The sequence below is a fragment of the Curtobacterium sp. RIT-PI-V genome, assembly GCF_025642935.1.
Taxonomy (GTDB): Bacteria; Actinomycetota; Actinomycetes; order Actinomycetales; family Microbacteriaceae; genus Curtobacterium.
Map to the genome: position 1 here is coordinate 46,851 of NZ_JANZKM010000009.1, position 17,224 is coordinate 64,074.

Consider the following 17,224-nt stretch of genomic DNA (forward strand, 5'->3'; position numbering starts at 1 on the left):
GGGTCGGCACGTGTCCCCACACGATAGCCGAGGCCCCGTCACGCGGCGTTTTCCGCCAGGATGGAGGTGGACCGCGCGTCGCAGCGCGGACCGACACGACGAAGGGGGCCGAGGTCATGTCCGATTGGCAGACGCCTGGCGGTGGTCAGCAGCGCGCCGGGCAGCAGGGCGCGTGGCAGGGACAGCCGGGAGGCCCGCCCCGGTTCTCCGCGCCGCCGCCGCCCGCCCCGGGGCCGGGTCGACCCCCCGGCGGTCGTCCGCCGTCCGGCTCGCGTCCGGTGATCCCCCTGCGCCCGCTCGGGTTCGGTGACGTGCTCGGCGGCGCCTTCACGGTCTTCCGCCGCAACGCCCGCGTCCTGCTGCTCTGGAGCGTGCTGCTCAGCGGCGTGCTCGGGCTGCTCTCCACCCTCGTCAGCACGTTCGGCCAGCAGGCGCTGCAGTCGCGGATGATGACGGCGTTCGACGGCAGCGGTGGTGGCGACACGATCGTCGCGGGCTCGGTGACGCTGTGGATCCTGCTGACGATCGGCCTGCCGTTCCTCGCGTACCTCGGTCGCGGCTTCCTGGTGGCACCGGTCGCCGCGGACACCGGCCAGCGGGTCCTCGGCCGTCGCGCGACCTTCCGGGGCCTGTGGGCGCTGCTCGCCGGGCGGCGGTGGCCGGTGGTCGCGTGGATGTTCGTGCAGATCGGCGCGGGGCTCGTCGTCGGCATCGTCGTCGCGGTGGTCTTCGTTGCGTTCTTCGCGGCGCTCGGCGCCGGGGACGCCGGCGCCGGGTGGTTCGTCCTCGCTGTCTTCGTGATGGTCCTCGGCCTCGGCGTGGTCCTGACCTGGCTCGGCATCCGCTTCGCCTTCACGGTGCCGACCATCGCGCTCGAGGGTCGACCGGTCTTCGCCGCCGCCGCGCAGTCGTGGCGGCTCACCCGCGGTGCGTTCTGGCGGACCTTCGGCGTACTGCTGCTCGTGCAGGTGGTGTTCGGCGTCGCGGCGTCGATCGCCACGGCACCGCTCACCATCGGGGCCGTGCTCGTCGGCGGGGTGTTCGACCCGCTCGGGCAGACCGACGCGTCCTCGGGCATCGGTGCCGGCGCCCTCGTCCTGATCGTCATCGGCAGCCTGCTCGCGATCGCGGTGCAGTGCGTCACCGACGTGCTGAGCGCCGCGGTCGTCACCTTCCTGACCATCGACCGGCGGATCCGGACCGAGGCCCTCGACCAGCGCATCGCGTCGCACCTCGACACCGGGCAGCCGGCCGACCCGTTCGCGCCGTCCGCGCCGGTCGCCCGTCCGCCGTGGCCGCAGCAGCCGTGGGCGGGGCAGCAGCAGTGGCCCGGCCAGCCGGCGGGGCAGCAGCAGTGGCCCGGCCAGCCGGCGGGGCAGCAGCAGTGGCCCGGCCAGCAGCAGCAGGGGCCCGGGCAGCAGCAGGGGCAGCACCGCCCGCCGGACGGGACCGCATGACCGCGGTCGACCCCGACGAGGCCCGCCGTCTGCTCGAACGCGAACTCGACCGGCCCGCGTACGACGGCGCGCACGTGACGTGGTGGGACCGTGCGTCACGGACGTTCCTGGACTGGCTCGGGTCGCTCCGCGCCGACGGACTCGACTCCCCCGTCGCGGCCCGCACGGCCCTGGTGATCGCGATCGTGGTGCTCGTCGCCGTCGTCGTGCTCGTCGTCGTGGCCCGCGGGCTCCCCCGACGTCGTGCACGCAGCGACGCGGACGACACCGGCGGGGTGTTCGACGACGACGACCTCCGGTCCGCCCGCGAACTGCTCGACGCCGCACAGTCCGCGATCCGCCGGGGCGACTGGTCGGCCACGGTCCTCGACGGCTTCCGTGCGACCGCCCGCGGCCTCGGCGAGCGCGACCTGGTCCCCGACGTCCCCGGGGCGACCGCACGCACCATCGCCGCCCGCGCAGCCGTGCCCTTCCCCGCCGAGGCCGCGGCGCTCGACGACGCCGCGACGGCCTTCGACGCCGTCCGCTACCTCGGGCTCGACGCCGACGAGGCCACTGCTCGCCGGGTCCTCGACACCGAGCGTGCCGTTCGCCAGGCCCGTCCGGCCAGGTCCACGGGGCCGGTGGTGCCAGCATGAGCACCGCCACCGACGTGCCGCGCACGGCCGCACCCCGACCGGAGCAGCGCGAGAGCCGACGGTTCCGGTTCGGCTTCTGGATCGCCATCGTGCTCGTCGGGATCGTGCTCGCGGTGCTCACGGCCGTGGTGCAGGGCGCCCAGCCGCCGGAGCGACGCCCCCTCGACCCGACCTCGACCACCGCGAGCGGATCGGCCGCGCTGGTCCGGGTCCTGGAGCAGCGTGGCACCTCCGTCCGGGTGACCGACCGTGCCGACGGGATCGACGGTGGCACGGTGTTCGTCGACGACTCCGACGGCGTCCTCGACCCAGGCGTCGCCGAGCGCATCGCCCGGACCGCCGAGCACGTGGTCCTGGTGGGCGTCGACTCGACCCCGTTCGCGTCGTTCGGCCTCGACGTCACCACGGCCACCGCTCCCGAGGGCGGCGACACCGTGTCCACCGCGTCCTGCGCGATCCCGGCCGCGGCGTCGGCTGCGCGCGTGTCCACCGAGGGGTACGGCTACACGGTCGACGACCCCGGCGCGGACCGCTGCGCGCCGTCCGGCAGCGGCGACGACCGAGCCTGGGGCCTCGTCCGCACGGCGACCACCGGCGGTGACGTCACCCTCGTCGGCACCACCTCGGCCTTCCGCAACGACACGATCACGACCGCCGGGAACGCCGCACTCGCCCTCGGCCTGCTCGGCTCGGACGACCGCCTCACGTGGTACACGCCGACCGTCGGCGCCCCCGACGCCGTCCCGACACTCGGCGAGCTCGCACCGCCGTGGGTGCCGAGCGGCCTCGCGCTGCTCGCCCTGGTGGCCGTCGCCGCCGCGGTGTGGCGGGGCCGACGTCTCGGGCCGCTCGTCGTCGAGCGGATGCCCGTGGTGGTCCGCGCCGCGGAGACCACCGAGGGCCGGGCCCGGATGTACGCCCGCACCCACGACCGCACCCATGCCCTGGACACCCTCCGCGCCGCCGCGGTCCGTCGGATCGGCCAGCTGCTCGGACTCCCCCGGTCCGCGCACGTCGACGACGTCGTCCGCGCAGCGGCCCGCGCCACCGGCATCCCGCACGACCGCGTCGGCGCCGTCCTCGTCGGCGGTCCGACCCCCGACGACCGCGCCCTCGTCGACGGCACGAGGGCGCTCGACGACCTCGAACGGGCCGTCCGACGATCCACGTCGGGCGACCGTCCCAGCACCGACCGAGACCGACCAGGAGCACGACCGTGACCGACCTGCCAGATGCCCCCGACCCGCACGACCCCACACCGGCCGACCGCGCCCCGCACGACCGGAACGAGCACGACCCCGGGCTCCGCGACGCCTTCGGGCGGGTCCGGGCCGAGGTCGCCAAGGCCGTCGTCGGACAGGAGGGCGCGGTGTCCGGCATGATCGTCGGACTCCTGGCGCAGGGGCACGTGCTGCTCGAGGGGGTGCCCGGCGTCGCCAAGACCCTGCTCGTCCGCAGCCTGGCCGCCGCGATGTCCCTCGACACGAAGCGGATCCAGTTCACGCCGGACCTGATGCCCGGCGACGTGACGGGTTCGCTCGTGTACGACGCCTCCACCGGCACGTTCCCGTTCCGCGAGGGCCCCGTCTTCACCAACGTGCTGCTCGCCGACGAGGTGAACCGAACACCCCCGAAGACCCAGTCCGCCCTGCTCGAGGCGATGGAGGAACGCCAGGTCAGCGTGGACGGCGACGCGCGGCTCCTGCCCGACCCGTTCTTCGTCGCCGCGACCATGAACCCGATCGAGTTCGAGGGCACCTACACGCTCCCCGAGGCGCAGCTCGACCGCTTCCTGATGAAGCTGACGCTCGACATCCCGCCGCGCGACGTCGAGTGGCAGGTCCTCCGCCGGCACGCCGACGGCTTCGTCCCGCGGGACGTCCGGTCAGCGGGCATCACCCCCGTGGTCGGCGTCGACGAGGTCCTCGCCGCGCAGCGCGCCGTCCGGGCCGTCGGTGCCCGTGACGACGTGCTGGCGTACATCGTCGACCTCGCCCGCGCCACCCGTCAGGCACCGTCCGTCCGTGTCGGGGTCAGCCCGCGCGGTGCGACCGCTCTGCTCGCCGCTGCGAAGGCCTGGGCGTGGCTCACCGGCTACGACGCCATCACGCCGGACCACGTGCAGGCGATGGCCCTGCCGGTCTGGCGCCACCGGCTCCGGGTGGCCGCCGACGCCGAGCTCGAGGGCGTCGGCGCCGACGGGGTGCTCCAGCAGGTGCTCGAGCAGGTGCGGGTGCCGATCTAGTGGCGGTCTCCGGCCGGTTCGTCGCGCTGCTCGCCGTCGCCATCGTGCCCACCGTGCTGCTCGCCAGCGGGTGGGCCGGCCTGGCGTGGGTCGTGGTCGTGCTGCTCGCCGCGGCCATCGACGTGCTGCTCGCCGCCGACCTGGCACGCGTGCGGGTCGAGCGGCGGATGCCGCGACTGGCCCGTCGGGACAGCACCGCCGACGGCACGCTCGTGCTCGCGAACGACGGCGGGCGGGTGCTCCGGAGCATCGTCCGCGACATGTGGGAGCCCTCCGCCGGGCACCGGCCGCGCCGGGTCCGGATGACGGTGCCCGCGGGCGAACGCCGGACCGCCCGCATGCGGTTCACCCCGTTCCGCCGCGGTCGACGCCGCACGGCCGGCGTCGCGGTCCGGGCGTTCGGTCCGCTCGGTCTCGCGGCCCGGCAACGGGTCGTCACAGCGCCGGGCGAACTCGTCGTCACCCCGCCGTTCCGCTCGCGACGGCACCTGCCGTCACGGCTGGCCCGGTTGCGCGAACTCGACGGTGAGACCACCCTGCAGCTCCGCGGCCACGGCACGGAGTTCGACTCGCTGCGCGACTACGTGCGGGGCGACGACGTCCGCTCGATCGACTGGCGAGCGACCGCCCGACGACAGGACCTCGTGGTCCGCACCTGGCGCCCGGAGCGCGACCGGCGGGTCGTGGTCGTCGTCGACGCCGGGCGTGCCGGCGCCGGACGGGTGGCCGACGAACCCCGCCTCGACACCTTCATCGAGTCCGCACTGCTCCTCGGCGCCCTCGCCGCGGCCGCCGGCGACCGGGTCGACCTGGCGGTCCTCGACGACACCGTCCACGACCGTGTGCACGGGGCGACCCGCACCGACGTGGTCCAGCGCTTCGGCGAGGCCCTCGCGATGGCGGAACCCGGACTCGCCGCGACCGACTGGTCCGCCGTGCCGGCGCTCGTCGACTCGATCACGACCTCACGGGCGCTCGTCGTGCTGGCGTCGAGTCTCGACTCGGTCGGTGCCTCCGGCGACCTTCTGGCGGTGCTGCCCCGGCTCACCCGGCGGCACGCCGTGGTGGTGACGAGCATCGAGGACCCGGCGGTGCAGCGGACCGCACGCGGCGGGGTGGACCCGGCCACGACGATCCGCACGGCGCGGGGCGGACGCGTGCCGGGCCTCCCCACCGGCGCGGAGCGCGACGTGTACCGGCGGGCCGCCGCCGAACGCACCCTGCTCGATGCCGACGGCGTCGCCGACGTCGCACGCCGGAGCGGCGCCGAGGTCGTCCGTGGCGCACCGGAGGACGTCCCACCGCTCGTGGCCGACGCCTACCTCCGCGCGAAGGCGACCGGCCGGCTCTGAAGCCGGGCGGACGCTACCCGGCGACCAGGGCGGACGTGCCGCGCTCGAACTCGTCGAGGTCGCCGCGCTCTCCGGCCCGGTACGCACGACCGCCGAGCACCCACTGGTACGCCAGGACCGCGGCGAGCGCGATCGTCCCGATGCCGATCTTGACCGGCCACGGCCAGTCCTGACGGGTGACGATGCCCTCGACCAGGCCGGACAGCAGCAGCGTCAGCGTCAGGCCGACCGCGATCGTGATGAGGGCTCGGCCGTCCTCGGCGAGGGCCTGCGCGCGGGTCCGGTGCGGCCCCGGAGCGACCCACGACCAGAAGATCATCAGGCCCGCCCCGCCGGCGAGGAAGACCGAGTACAGCTCGAGCTGGCCGTGCGGGGCGATGTAGAGGAAGAAGTCGGCCAGGCGACCCTGCGAGTGCATGATCGCCGCGGAGACACCGAGCCCGACGGCGTTCTGCATGATCGAGAACGGCACGAAGACACCCGTGATGCCGAACGCGACCATGGTGGCCGCGATGAAGGCGTTGTTCGTCCACACCTGCGCCGTGAACGCGCCGAGGCCGTGGTCGGAGTAGTAGTCGACGAAGTCCTGCGTGGCGTACTGGCGCAGCGCCTCCGGCGTGCCGAAGGTCGCCGTCGCCCCCGGGGTCGTCGTGATCCAGACGGCCACGATCGCGCCGATCGCGACGGTGGCCAGCGCCACCCAGATCGTCACCCAGCGGATCCGGTACAGCGCCGCGGGCAGCTGTCGGGTGAAGAACAGGGCGACCGCGGTGAGCGGGTCGACCGGGGTGCCGGTGAAGCGCAGGCGGGCGCGGTACAGGGTGAGCGACAGTCGGTCGCCGGTCGCGGTGCGAGGTGCGGCGCCGCGGATGCGGGCGAGGTCCGTCGCGGCGGCCTGGTACCCCGAGACGAGCTGGTCGACGTCGGCACCGGTGGTGTGCCGGGCGCGCGCGAGGCGGTCGAGCTCCTGCCAGCGGTCGCGGTGCACCTCGGCGTAGGCGTCCAGGTCCACGTGTCCCCCCTCGTGTCGGCCGACTTCCGACAGAATGATCCCATGTCGAAGCCCCGCACGCCGCGCGACCTCGCCGACGCCCGGTTCTCGCTCGCCCTGGACGAGACCGCCGACGAGCTCGTGGTCGGCGAGGCGGTCGCGCTCGACGTGCAGCCGGCCGGACTCGTCCTGCGGTTGGCGTCGGCGCTCCTCGACGGGGTGTGCCTGCTCGTCCTGTACCTGCTGCTGGTGTTCGGGGTGTCCCGGCTGTGGCCGAGCGGCCTCGACGAGGCGTGGGGCGCCGCGCTGGGCATCGCCCTGTTCGTCGCCGTGCTCGTGCTCGTGCCGGCCGCCGTCGAGACCGTGACCCGGGGCCGCAGCGTCGGCCGGTACGCCGTCGGCACGCGGGTCGTCCGGGTCGACGGCGGTGCGATCGGCTTCCGGCACGCCTTCACCCGCGCGCTCGTCGGGTTGTTCGAGCTGTGGACGACGTTCGGGTCGGTGGCGCTGCTCGTGGCGTTGTTCGGCAGTCGTCCGCGGCGCCTCGGGGACCTGCTCGCCGGCACCGTCGTGCAGCACGAGCGGCTGCCGAAGCAGCGCGACCCCCAGGTCGTGCTGCCACCCGAGCTGACGGCCTGGGCCACGGTCGCGGACGTCTCGGCGCTGCCGCAGCGACTCGAGAACCGGCTCGGCGCGTTCTTCCGCGGGGCTGCCGTGATGCGCCCCGAGCTCCGGGAGTCCGCCGCCCGAGCGCTGGCCGCGGACGTCGCGCCCTTCGCCCACCCGGTGCCGCCGGTGCCCGCCGAGGTGTTCCTCGCCGGGGTCGTCGTGCTGCGCCGTGGGCGGGACGTGCAGGCGCTGCGCTCCCGCGTCGGGCTGCTCACCGCGGCTGGCGCGTCGGCGTCGGCGCGGCCGCCGGGCTTCCCGCGCTAGCGCGGCGCCCGGCGCGCCTCGGCTCAGTACCGGTAGTGCTCCGGCTTGAAGGGGCCCTCGACCGGCACGCCGATGTACGCCGCCTGCTCCGGGCGCAGCGTCGTCAACTCCACCCCGAGGGCGCCGAGGTGCAGGCGAGCGACCTTCTCGTCCAGGTGCTTCGGCAGCACGTAGACCCCGGTCGGGTACTCGTCACGACGGGTGTGCAGCTCGATCTGCGCCAGCACCTGGTTCGTGAACGAGTTGCTCATCACGAACGACGGGTGCCCGGTGGCGTTGCCGAGGTTCATCAGCCGCCCCTCGGACAGCACCAGGATCGAGCGGCCAGTCGGCAGGCGCCACTCGTGCACCTGCGGCTTGATCTCGACCTTCTCCACACCGGGCAGCGACTCGAGGCCGGCCATGTCGATCTCGTTGTCGAAGTGGCCGACGTTGGCGACGATCGCCAGGTGCTTCAGCCCGAGCATCTCGTCGACGCCCACGACGCCGAGGTTGCCCGTGCACGTGATGACCATGTCGACGGTCTCGATGACGTCGGCCAGACGGGCCACCTGGTAACCGTCCATCGCGGCCTGCAGCGCGCAGATCGGGTCGACCTCGCTGACGATGACGCGGGCACCCTGGCCACGCAGGGCCTCCGCCGCACCCTTGCCGACGTCGCCGTACCCGACCACGAACGCGACCTTGCCGCCCATCAGGACGTCGGTCGCACGGTTCAGGCCGTCGGGCAGGGAGTGGCGGATGCCGTACTTGTTGTCGAACTTCGACTTCGTCACGGAGTCGTTCACGTTGATCGCGGGGAACCGCAGCTGTCCGTTCCGCGACAGCTCGTACAGGCGGTGTACGCCCGTGGTGGTCTCCTCGGTGACGCCCTCGATGTCCGCGGCGATGCGGGTCCAGCGGTCGGACGACGTCTCGAGCGACGCCGCGACGGTGTCGAGCACGATCTTCCACTCGGCACTCGCGTCGGCGCCGGCGTCCGGTGCAACACCAGCGGCTTCAGCGTCGGCTCCGGTGTGCACGAGCATGGTGGCGTCACCGCCGTCGTCCAGGATCAGGTTCGGACCGGCCCAGTCGGCTCCGACCGCGGCGGCTTCGGCGGTCCAGTCGAAGATGCGGCTGGTGCACCACCAGTACTCCTCGAGCGTCTCGCCCTTCCACGCGAACACGGGGACACCGGCAGGCTCGTCCGGCGTGCCGGTCGGGCCGACCGCGATCGCCGCGGCGGCCTCGTCCTGCGTGGAGAAGATGTTGCAGCTCGCCCACCGCACCTGCGCACCCAGAGCGACGAGCGTCTCGATCAGGACGGCCGTCTGCACCGTCATGTGCAGCGACCCGGCGATGCGCGCTCCGGCCAGCGGCTGCGACGCCGCGAACTCCTCGCGCAGGGCCATCAGGCCCGGCATCTCGTTCTCGGCGAGGCGGATCTGGTGGCGGCCCGCCTCGGCGAGCGAGAGGTCGGCGACGCGGTACGGTGCTGCGGTCTGGGCTTCGGTGGGCATGCCATCAGTCTTCCATGCCGGGAGGCACGGGTCCCCAGGCGACGTCGGTCACGTTCCACTGGCCCCGTCCACCGCCGTTGGTGCGTCGCGCAGGCGCGCCGTCAGTCGGCCTCGCGCTGCAGCGGCTCGCGCCGCACCACCTGCCAGCCGCGCGGGACGCGCAGACCGGCGGCGTGCCGGGTGCAGAGGTCGTAGCCGTGCGGTTCGACCCGCGTGGAGAGCGGCCCGACGACGACCATGGAGTCCCCGTAGTCGTAGGTCAGGGTCGCCGAAGCGCTCGCGGCGCACGCGACCTTGCTGCAGATCCTCACGTCCATGTCGACACGGAGCCTAGCGGAGCGTCCGGGAGCACCCGGTGCGCGCGTACGATGTGGGGATGCGTCGCAAGCCCCGCCTCGTCACCCCGATCGACCGCGGTCGAGGCCGGTCCCGGCACGGACGCGGTGGGCGGTCGAGCGTGACCGGTCCCGAGCTCGCACCGATCACGACCCGCGCCGAAGCCTTCGACCGCATCGTCGGCGACAGCGCCCACTACCTGATCGGCCTGTGGCCGGAGGAACTGTCGGGCGTGGTGTTCCAGGTGGCCGACATGCCGACCGATGCCACCCTTCCCGACGCGATGCCCCGGTGGCGCATCGACCGCGACACCCGCAGGGTCACCGTGTTCCGGATCCCCGTCGAGCGGGTGAACCGCAGCCCCGAGAAGGACGACGCTGACCGGCGGATCATCATCGAGACGGCCGTGTTCCGGGCCGTCGGCGAGCTGATCGGCAAGGACCCGTGGGACCTGGCGCCGGACCGCTACCGCCACTGGTGACGGTGCGGCGCCCGGGGGCGGCGCACCGTCCTCGTCGTCAGGGGTAGACGCGCACCGGCGTGGACACCTGGGTGGACGGTCGGATCGGGAACCCGGCGATGCCGTCGTCCCCGCGGTAGGTCACACCCGCCACGATGCCCTCGGCCCCGGAGATCGAGAGCTGCTTCGCGGTCTGCACCGGCAGGGTCGCGGTGACGCCGGACAGCAGCTGGAGCGTGGTCTCCTCGTCGCCGGAGCGGATCGTGACCGCCCGGTCCTCGCGCGTGGTGTTGACGAGGTTCAGGCGGACGCCCTCCCCCGGTGCCACCGCGGTGATGACCTGGTCGCCCAGGGGCTCGGCCGAGGCGAACCAGCCGAGGTCGCTGTTGCCGTCGGCCGTCGGCGAGGTCGTCCGGGCACCGGTGACGACCGGTTGCGTCGACGTGACGGTGAAGGAGTACCGGCCGTCCGGGAAGTCGTCGAGCGCGACGTCGGTCACGACCCCGGGCTCGGCAGTGGCGTTCACGGTCGTGCCGCCGCCGTCCGCCGTGCTGATGCCGAGCGTGACGCGTGCCGACCGGGTACCGGGGACGAACAGCCGGACGACGGGGGCGGCGTCCGCGGTGTCGTCACCGCGCTGCGCCTCCTGCGCGCCGGCGAGCACGACGCCGGGGATGACCTGCGACCGTGAGGGGGCGGCGCCGCCGGAGACGATGTCGTAGCCGCCGGGGGTCAGCGTGCGCACGACGGTCTCCTGCATGTGGGCGACGATCTGCCCGCCGGAGGACGAGACGTGCACGACGGTCGATCCCTGGTCGGACACGAAGCCGGACAACGGGACGACCTTCTGGGTGTTCGGGGCGACGACGATACCGGTCGTGCCGGGGGCGCTGACCGTGCCGGTGCCGTCGTAGATCGCCAGGTCGACGGTCGCGTTCACGTCGGTCGGGTTCGACAGGGTGACGAGGCTGGTGCGCCCGGTCTCGGTCGAGCCGCCGACGAGCCAGGTCGACTGCGAGGGGTCGTCGCAGGACGCCGCGCCGGCGCCGACCAGGTCGCCGCTGGAGACGCTCTGGTAACTGCTGCCGGCGACCTGCGGCGTGGTGTCGCCCGCGGGGGCGGTGAGCAGGCGCGGGTCGCTGCCGCCCGTGGACGACGGGTCGAGTGAGGACCGTTCCACGGTCGACCCGGTCGTCGCAGTGGCCACGGTGGCCGACCCGACGGTGCTCGCCTGGGTGGCGTCGTTGCCGGAGTCGTCGGACAGCCGCAGCGCGCTGCCGGCGCAGACGCGTTCGGCGTCGGCCGGCACCGGGGTGACGGTCCGGCCGGCCGGGCGACCCGGTTCGGCCGCGGTGCCGTACGCGTGCGCGGCCGTGACGGCGCCGGCAGCGACGACCACGGCGATCGCGGTGGCGGTGCCGCGGACGACCCAGCGTCGGACCGAACGGGTGGTGGTGCTCATTCGTCGCGCTCCTCGTCGAAGGTGGTCGCGGGTTCCTCGGCCTCGATGACGTTCGAGGTGGCGCGGCGGCGGCGCGGGGCCGTCGGCACGGCGAGCAGCGCGGCCGCCCCGAACACCACCCCGAGCACGACCAGGTACAGGACGTGCGTGGCACGGGCCGCGGCGGACCCGGTGGTGGTCCGGTCGACGTCGCCCTCGTAGTGGAACAGCTGGCCGTTCGTGGTCTCACCGATGCTCGTGAAGAGGGCGTTCTGCCCGATCGCGCCCGCGGCCCGGTCGTGCACGGTCTGCGCCTCGGGGTCGTCGCCGGCGTCGTCGAGCAGGACGAAGCTGATGCCGAGTTCCTGCAGCGCCGGCCGTGGGTCGTAGCCGCTGCGGCTCGCCAGGTTGCCGGCGAGCGTCGTCAGGCGGGCGCCGGACTCGCTCAACCGCAGGGCGGTGGCGTCGAGGGTCGACTGGTCGTCGAGGGTGGCGCCCTGTCCGCGTTCGAGCGCGACCGCGAGCGACCCGTCGTCCTGCGGCACCACGACCAGCGTGCCGACGTCGGGGTTCGCCTGGGCCTCGGCGTTCACGTACGCGCTGAGCACCCGGCCGGTGGTCGGCTGGATGGCGGCGTTGCCGAGGTAGAACGCGGCGAACGCGGGGGCCACCGCCACACCGGCGAGCACCGTCGCGACGAGCCCGGTGACCGGTGCGGCCTTCGGCAACACGTCGATCCCGATGCAGGCAGCCACGACGATCGCGAGCCAGTACACCGACAGGCCGCTGCCCGGCCACACGATGGTGGTGGTCGACCCGACACCGGTGACGGTCACGTGGGTGGCGGCGAACGCCGTGCCGAAGCCGAGCAGTGCGACGACGAGCGCCGAGCCGGCGACGGCCCAGCGGTGTCCGAGCATCGCGCCGATCGCGGCGGCGGCGATCGGCACGGCCAGGACGGCCATCACGATCGGCAGCCACGTGCCGACGGCGGCGAGCCCGGACGTTGCGGGCAGCCACCCGCTCCAGTCCGGCAGCGGCTGTCCGATGGCCAGCTGCAGCGCGGACGGCGCCCGGGTGGCCGAGGGGACGCCGGGATCGGCGAAGACGGCGAGGACGTTGCCGCGGGCGACCTGGGCGAGGACGAGCGGCAGGAAGAGCACCGCGGTCGGCACCGGGATGAAGGCCCGACGGTGTGCACGGCGCCACCCGACGACGAGCGCGACGAGCCACCCGACCAGCAGGACCGGCAGCAACGACGGTGCCGAGGCCGCCGCGACCGCGAACAGCAGCGAGGCGCCGGACGCCCACGCCCACGAGCGGTGTGCCTCGAGCACGGCGACGAACAGCCACGGCAGCACCAGGTGCGCGATGACGGCGCCGAGGTGACCCGTCGTGACCGCGCCGACGAGCGAGGGCGCGATGGCGTACAGCGCGGCCCCGATCACCGGCACCCACGTGCGGGTGGTCACCTTGCGGACGGCGAACCACGCGCCGAGGGCGGACACGGGGAAGGCGACGAGCATCACGAGCACGACGGACGTCGAGGGCGACCAGAACACGATCGAACCGAGGACCGCCAGCACGGCGGCGAACGGATCGGAGGGTCCGGTGAACCCGGTGCCGAGCGAGTGCCAGCCGTACCCGACGTTCTGCCAGAGCTGCCCGACGCTCGTGCTGAGGGGCAGCAGGCCGCCGCCGGTCAGCGCCGGTGAGCCGAGCAGGGGGTAGAGCGTCACGACACTCAGTACCGCCGCGGCCAGCACGACCCAGATCCCGCCGTCGCCGAGGAACGACGCCCGCGCGATCGGGGCGTCCTCGACCCGGGCGAGTTCGACGTCGCGCGAGGTGGTGCGGTGCTCGTGCACCCGACGCCAGCTGACCCGGAGCGGTTCGACGGCGGCCCAACCGAGCTTCTTCGTGCGGGCGAGGTTCCTGCGCGCGCGACCGGTGCCTCCGCCGAAGGCCACCGCGAACGCCGCGGCGAGCTCGGGGACGACGGCCGCGGGGTGCTTGGCGACGAGGTGGCCGATCGCCCGGCCGAGTGCGAAGGGGACGAGGGTGAGCCAGTGCAGCCAGAGCAGTCCGAGCGGCGCGTAGGTCATCCGGCGGTGCAGCTGCGCCTGCCGGTGCATGCGGACGCGGCGGGCCTCGGACACGCGCTTGCGGCCGAACTCCTCGACCGGACCGGCGGTGGTGACCTTCGCCTCGGGGACCACTGCGACGCGGTGCCCGGCCAGGCGGACCCGGACGCAGAAGTCGAGGGCGGCGTCGACGTCGGGCAGCGCCGGGTCGAAGCCGGCGAGCTCGGTCCACACCGAGCGGCGCACGAGCATGCCACCGGCGGCGACGCCGAGCACGTCGGTGTGCCGGTCGTGCTGGCCCTGGTCGAGCTCGTCCTGCACGAGACCGATCGAGCGGCCGAAGCGCGTCATGCTCTCGCCGAACGCGCGGATGAGCGAGGGGTCCTCGTCGGCGACGAGCTTCGGGCCGGCCACGACCACGGACGGTGCGATCTCGACGGCGGAGAGCAGGTCGGCGAGCGCGGTCGGCGACGGCGCGTTGTCGTGCCCGAGCAGCCACAGCCACTCGTCGACGGGCTCGTCCACGACGGCGGGCGGGGCCTCGCGTTCCCCGCGGGCGACGGCTTCGCCGAAGGGGCGTCCGGCCGGCAGGCGCAGGAGCTCGGCGGACCCGCCGAAGGACAGGCCGGCGGTGGAGCCGTCGGTCGATCCGACGTCGACGACCACCAGGTTCTCGGGGTGGCGGGTCTGGGCCGCGAGTGCGTCCAGGGTCCGGTCGAGGTGGGCCGCTCCGTTGGCGGCGACGAGGATCGCGGTGACTCTGGGCTGCATGACGGGCGTCACTCTACGGTCTGGAGGCACGGCGTCCGCTGCGGACGGCGGCGCGCCGTGAACCTGCGCGGCCGAACGGGCACGGCGCGCCAGCGCCGTGTGAGGGCGCGCCGAGGAGCCTGCGACGAGGTTTCATGGGTCGCACGGTGTGCGCCGGACGCGCACCGTGCCTCCCGGCAGACGGGGTGCGCTCCTACGCCCGCTTCCTGAGCTTGCGGCGCTCGCGCTCGGACAGGCCGCCCCAGATGCCGAAGCGTTCGTCGTTCTCGAGTGCGTACTCGAGGCACTGCGCGCGGACCTCGCACGACGTGCAGATCTTCTTCGCTTCGCGCGTGGAGCCGCCCTTCTCGGGGAAGAACGCCTCCGGGTCGGTCTGTGCGCACAGCGAGTCGACCTGCCACGCGAGCGGGTTCTCCTCGTCGTCCGTCTCCGGCCGTCGAACACCCGGGACGCCGAGCGCCACGGGGTCGACGTGCCAGTCCTCCGGAACTCCGGCGTGGAAGTCGGAACCGTTCACCCTGATCACCCCTGACGTCTCGATAACGGGACCACAACGATTGAAGTCGTTGCCTGTAATTACAGCGGTGTCATTCGTCTGAGTCAAGTCGCGGATCATAGAAGGCACTGCCCGCTTCGGCGTGTCATGTCCCCCGTCTGGGCGTGTCGCGCCCGGTCTGTCGGGGTTTCGGGGGACAACTGACACGTCCTCAGCCGCTACGAAGCGCTGCGGCGGGCCTCCCACGCACTCGTGACCATCTCGTCGAGGGTGTGGCGCATCGCCCAGTCGAGGTCGCGCGTGGCGGCCTCGCCGGTGGCCACGATGCGCGCCGGGTCACCGGGGCGGCGCGGCGCGATCTCCGGGTCGAAGGCGATCCCGGTGCCCTTCGCCATGGCGTCCATGATCTGCCGGACGCTCACACCGTCGCCGCTGCCGAGGTTGTACGCCTGCTCGAGCGGCTCCCCCGCCTCGAGCTTCTGCGCCGCGACGGCGTGCGAGTGCGCGAGGTCGGCGACGTGGATGTAGTCGCGGACGCAGGTGCCGTCCTCGGTGGCGTAGTCGTCGCCGTTGATGCGTGGAGTTCGGCCGGCCAGCAGTGCGTCGAACACGAGCGGGAACAGGTTGTGCGGGCTGGCGTCGTACAGGTCGGGCTCACCCGACCCGACGACGTTGAAGTAGCGGAGCGAGGTCGTCGTGAAGCCGGCGGCGACCTCCATGTCGCGCAGCAGCCACTCGCCGATGAGCTTCGACTCGCCGTACGGAGACTCGGGCGCCTTCGGGGTCGACTCCACGACGACGTCGACGTCCGGGGTGCCGTACACCGCGGCGCTCGACGAGAAGACGGCCTTCGTGACGCCGTTCTCGGCCATCGCACGGAGCAGCGTGGCCATGCCGGTGACGTTCTGCTCGTAGGTGTGCAGCGGACGCTCGACCGAGACGCCGGCGTACTTGAAGCCCGCGACGTGCACCACGCCGGTGACGTCGTGCTCCCGCAGGGTGCGGGCGACCAGCTCGCCGTCCAGGATCGTGCCCTCGACGAACGGCACGTCGTCCGGCACGAACGCGCGGAAACCGCTCGAGAGGTCGTCGAACGCGACCGTGTCGATGCCGGCCGAGCGCAGTGCTCGGACGACGTGGGACCCGATGTACCCGGCACCGCCGGTGACCAGCCAACTCATGGTCGCCACGCTAGCGGACGGACGAGGTGCCCCGGCGGCGGTGTGCGTGACCGCGCCAGCCCGTGCGGCTCCGCGCCGGTCCGGTGCTGCCCGGGTGCCCGCGTCGCTCCGCGTTACCGACCGGTCGCGATGAAGACCGTGGACGTCACGCCGTTCGACGAGTCGGCCTCGACCGTGACGTCGCCCTCGTCCGGTGTGATGAAGCAGGACTCGCCCTTGCGGAGCAACGTGGCGGACGTCGCGCCGACGAGCGTCACGACGCCCTCGGTGCAGATCGCGATCGACGGTCCGGTGAGCGGAGCCACGCCGCCGGTGCTCAGCCCGACCGGTCGTCCGTCACCGTCGACCCGCAGCAGCGCGAAGCCGACGCCCTCCGGTGCGAAGCGGTCCACGCCGGGGGCCAGGCGCTCCGGCTCGAGGACCGGTGCCGGGTACGCCGTGAAGTCGAGCACGTGCAGGAGTTCGGGCACGTCGACGTGCTTCGGCGTCAGTCCCCCACGCAGCACGTTGTCGGACGGCGCCATCAGCTCGATGCCGAGGCCGTCCAGGTAGGCGTGGATGTTGCCGGCGGGCAGGTACATCGCCTGGCCGGCGGTGAGCGTCACCCGGTGCATGAGCAGGGAGACGACGATGCCGGGGTCGCCCGGCCAGCTCGTCGCCAGGTCGCGGACCGTCGCCGTGTTCGGGGTGAGGACGTCGTCGTCGAGTGCGAGGGCGAGGTCGCTCGCCGCCTGCACGACGGCGAGCGCGGACTCGTCGGCCGTCTCGAGCCACCGGACGGTGTCCTCGAGCCCGTGCTGCAGGTGCACCTCGAGGGGGCCGAGCCGACCGCTGCCGGCGTCGAGCACGCGGACCTCGGCCAGGGTCTCCGCCACCGGGCGGAAGCCGCTCAGGGCCTCGAACCGCTCGCTCAGGGCGACGACGAGCTCGGGCTTCGGGAACGGGTCCTTGTAGTTGCGCGCCGGGTCGTCGATCGCGATGCCCTCGCGCTCTTCGCGCGCGAAGCCGGCCTCGGCCTGCTCCGGGGTCGGGTGCGCCTGCAGCGACAGGGGCGCCGCCGCTGCGAGCACCTTCAGCAGGAACGGCAGGCCGGTGCGGTCGCCGCCCAGGGCGTCCTGCGGTTCGGCGGCGATCCAGTCGAGCAGCGTGTCGGCACCGCCGACCATCGCCGGGTTGACGACCACGCTCGGGCTGCCCGGGTGCGCACCGAGCCAGAGCTCTGCCTGCGGGGCGCCGGTGACGGTGCGACCGAGGAGCTCCGGGATCGCGGTGACCGAGCCCCAGGCGTAGTCGCGGGGGGTGTTCGTGATGCCGAGGAACATGGGCGAGAGCCTACC

General features: G+C 73.6%; 15 protein-coding genes. 7 read left to right on the forward strand and 8 right to left on the reverse strand.

The window, feature by feature from the left end; translation table 11 throughout:
* The first annotated feature begins 278 nt into the window (after positions 1 to 278).
* The 5 genes from OGL88_RS07810 to OGL88_RS07830 are packed head-to-tail and all read left to right on the forward strand — an operon-like array spanning position 279 to position 5,692.
* Positions 279 to 1,457 (forward strand): glycerophosphoryl diester phosphodiesterase membrane domain-containing protein, encoded by a 1,179-nt coding sequence (locus OGL88_RS07810; RefSeq protein WP_263090984.1) that lies wholly within the window; start codon positions 279 to 281, stop codon positions 1,455 to 1,457.
* Complete coding sequence (locus OGL88_RS07815; protein WP_263090986.1) at positions 1,454 to 2,095, forward strand: DUF4129 domain-containing protein; 642 nt, start codon at positions 1,454 to 1,456, stop codon at positions 2,093 to 2,095. The genes OGL88_RS07810 and OGL88_RS07815 overlap by 4 nt, the downstream gene beginning before the upstream one ends.
* Positions 2,092 to 3,315 (forward strand): DUF4350 domain-containing protein, encoded by a 1,224-nt coding sequence (locus OGL88_RS07820; RefSeq protein WP_263090989.1) that lies wholly within the window; start codon positions 2,092 to 2,094, stop codon positions 3,313 to 3,315. Before OGL88_RS07815 ends, OGL88_RS07820 begins: the two co-directional genes overlap by 4 nt.
* Positions 3,312 to 4,340 carry an AAA family ATPase gene (locus tag OGL88_RS07825; RefSeq protein WP_263090990.1) on the forward strand — a complete coding sequence of 343 codons (1,029 nt, stop codon included), beginning with the start codon at positions 3,312 to 3,314 and terminating at the stop codon, positions 4,338 to 4,340. The genes OGL88_RS07820 and OGL88_RS07825 overlap by 4 nt, the downstream gene beginning before the upstream one ends.
* Positions 4,340 to 5,692 carry a DUF58 domain-containing protein gene (locus OGL88_RS07830; RefSeq protein WP_263090992.1) on the forward strand — a complete coding sequence of 451 codons (1,353 nt, stop codon included), beginning with the start codon at positions 4,340 to 4,342 and terminating at the stop codon, positions 5,690 to 5,692. The genes OGL88_RS07825 and OGL88_RS07830 overlap by 1 nt, the downstream gene beginning before the upstream one ends.
* A 13-nt stretch (positions 5,693 to 5,705) precedes the next feature.
* Here the strand turns inward: OGL88_RS07830 and OGL88_RS07835 are convergent, their stop codons facing one another.
* Entirely contained in the window at positions 5,706 to 6,704 is a 999-nt protein-coding gene (locus tag OGL88_RS07835) for a stage II sporulation protein M (protein WP_263090994.1), read from the reverse strand.
* Between the two features lie 42 nt (positions 6,705 to 6,746).
* Between OGL88_RS07835 and OGL88_RS07840 the strand changes: the two genes are divergently transcribed.
* A complete protein-coding gene (locus tag OGL88_RS07840) occupies positions 6,747 to 7,616 on the forward strand; it encodes an RDD family protein (protein WP_205462673.1) in 870 nt (289 codons plus the stop codon).
* A gap of 23 nt (positions 7,617 to 7,639) precedes the next feature.
* On the opposite strand, the gene ahcY is transcribed toward OGL88_RS07840, so the two are convergent.
* Both ahcY and OGL88_RS07850 read right to left on the reverse strand, forming a co-directional pair.
* Positions 7,640 to 9,118, reverse strand: a complete 1,479-nt coding sequence (gene ahcY, locus OGL88_RS07845; RefSeq protein WP_263090997.1) for an adenosylhomocysteinase — start codon at positions 9,116 to 9,118, stop codon at positions 7,640 to 7,642.
* 101 nt (positions 9,119 to 9,219) lie between these two features.
* The gene (locus tag OGL88_RS07850; RefSeq protein WP_263090999.1) at positions 9,220 to 9,435 is read right to left on the reverse strand and encodes a DUF3499 domain-containing protein; all 216 of its coding nucleotides are present in this window, start codon (positions 9,433 to 9,435) and stop codon (positions 9,220 to 9,222) included.
* 59 nt (positions 9,436 to 9,494) lie between these two features.
* Here OGL88_RS07850 and OGL88_RS07855 point away from each other — a divergent pair, with 59 nt between their 5' ends.
* Positions 9,495 to 9,935 (forward strand): metallopeptidase family protein, encoded by a 441-nt coding sequence (locus OGL88_RS07855; RefSeq protein ID WP_263091001.1) that lies wholly within the window; start codon positions 9,495 to 9,497, stop codon positions 9,933 to 9,935.
* A gap of 37 nt (positions 9,936 to 9,972) precedes the next feature.
* On the opposite strand, the gene OGL88_RS07860 is transcribed toward OGL88_RS07855, so the two are convergent.
* From OGL88_RS07860 to manA, 5 genes are all read right to left on the reverse strand, one after another.
* Positions 9,973 to 11,376, reverse strand: coding sequence for a DUF5719 family protein (locus tag OGL88_RS07860; protein WP_263091004.1), 1,404 nt, complete (start codon positions 11,374 to 11,376; stop codon positions 9,973 to 9,975).
* Positions 11,373 to 14,210 carry a glycosyltransferase gene (locus OGL88_RS07865; RefSeq protein ID WP_263091006.1) on the reverse strand — a complete coding sequence of 946 codons (2,838 nt, stop codon included), beginning with the start codon at positions 14,208 to 14,210 and terminating at the stop codon, positions 11,373 to 11,375. Before OGL88_RS07865 ends, OGL88_RS07860 begins: the two co-directional genes overlap by 4 nt.
* A gap of 193 nt (positions 14,211 to 14,403) precedes the next feature.
* Complete coding sequence (locus OGL88_RS07870) at positions 14,404 to 14,736, reverse strand: WhiB family transcriptional regulator (protein ID WP_374114433.1); 333 nt, start codon at positions 14,734 to 14,736, stop codon at positions 14,404 to 14,406.
* A 188-nt stretch (positions 14,737 to 14,924) separates the two neighbouring features.
* Entirely contained in the window at positions 14,925 to 15,887 is a 963-nt protein-coding gene (galE, locus tag OGL88_RS07875) for a UDP-glucose 4-epimerase GalE (RefSeq protein ID WP_111086023.1), read from the reverse strand.
* A gap of 113 nt (positions 15,888 to 16,000) precedes the next feature.
* Positions 16,001 to 17,209 (reverse strand): mannose-6-phosphate isomerase, class I, encoded by a 1,209-nt coding sequence (gene manA / locus OGL88_RS07880; protein ID WP_263091009.1) that lies wholly within the window; start codon positions 17,207 to 17,209, stop codon positions 16,001 to 16,003.
* Positions 17,210 to 17,224 lie beyond the last annotated feature (15 nt).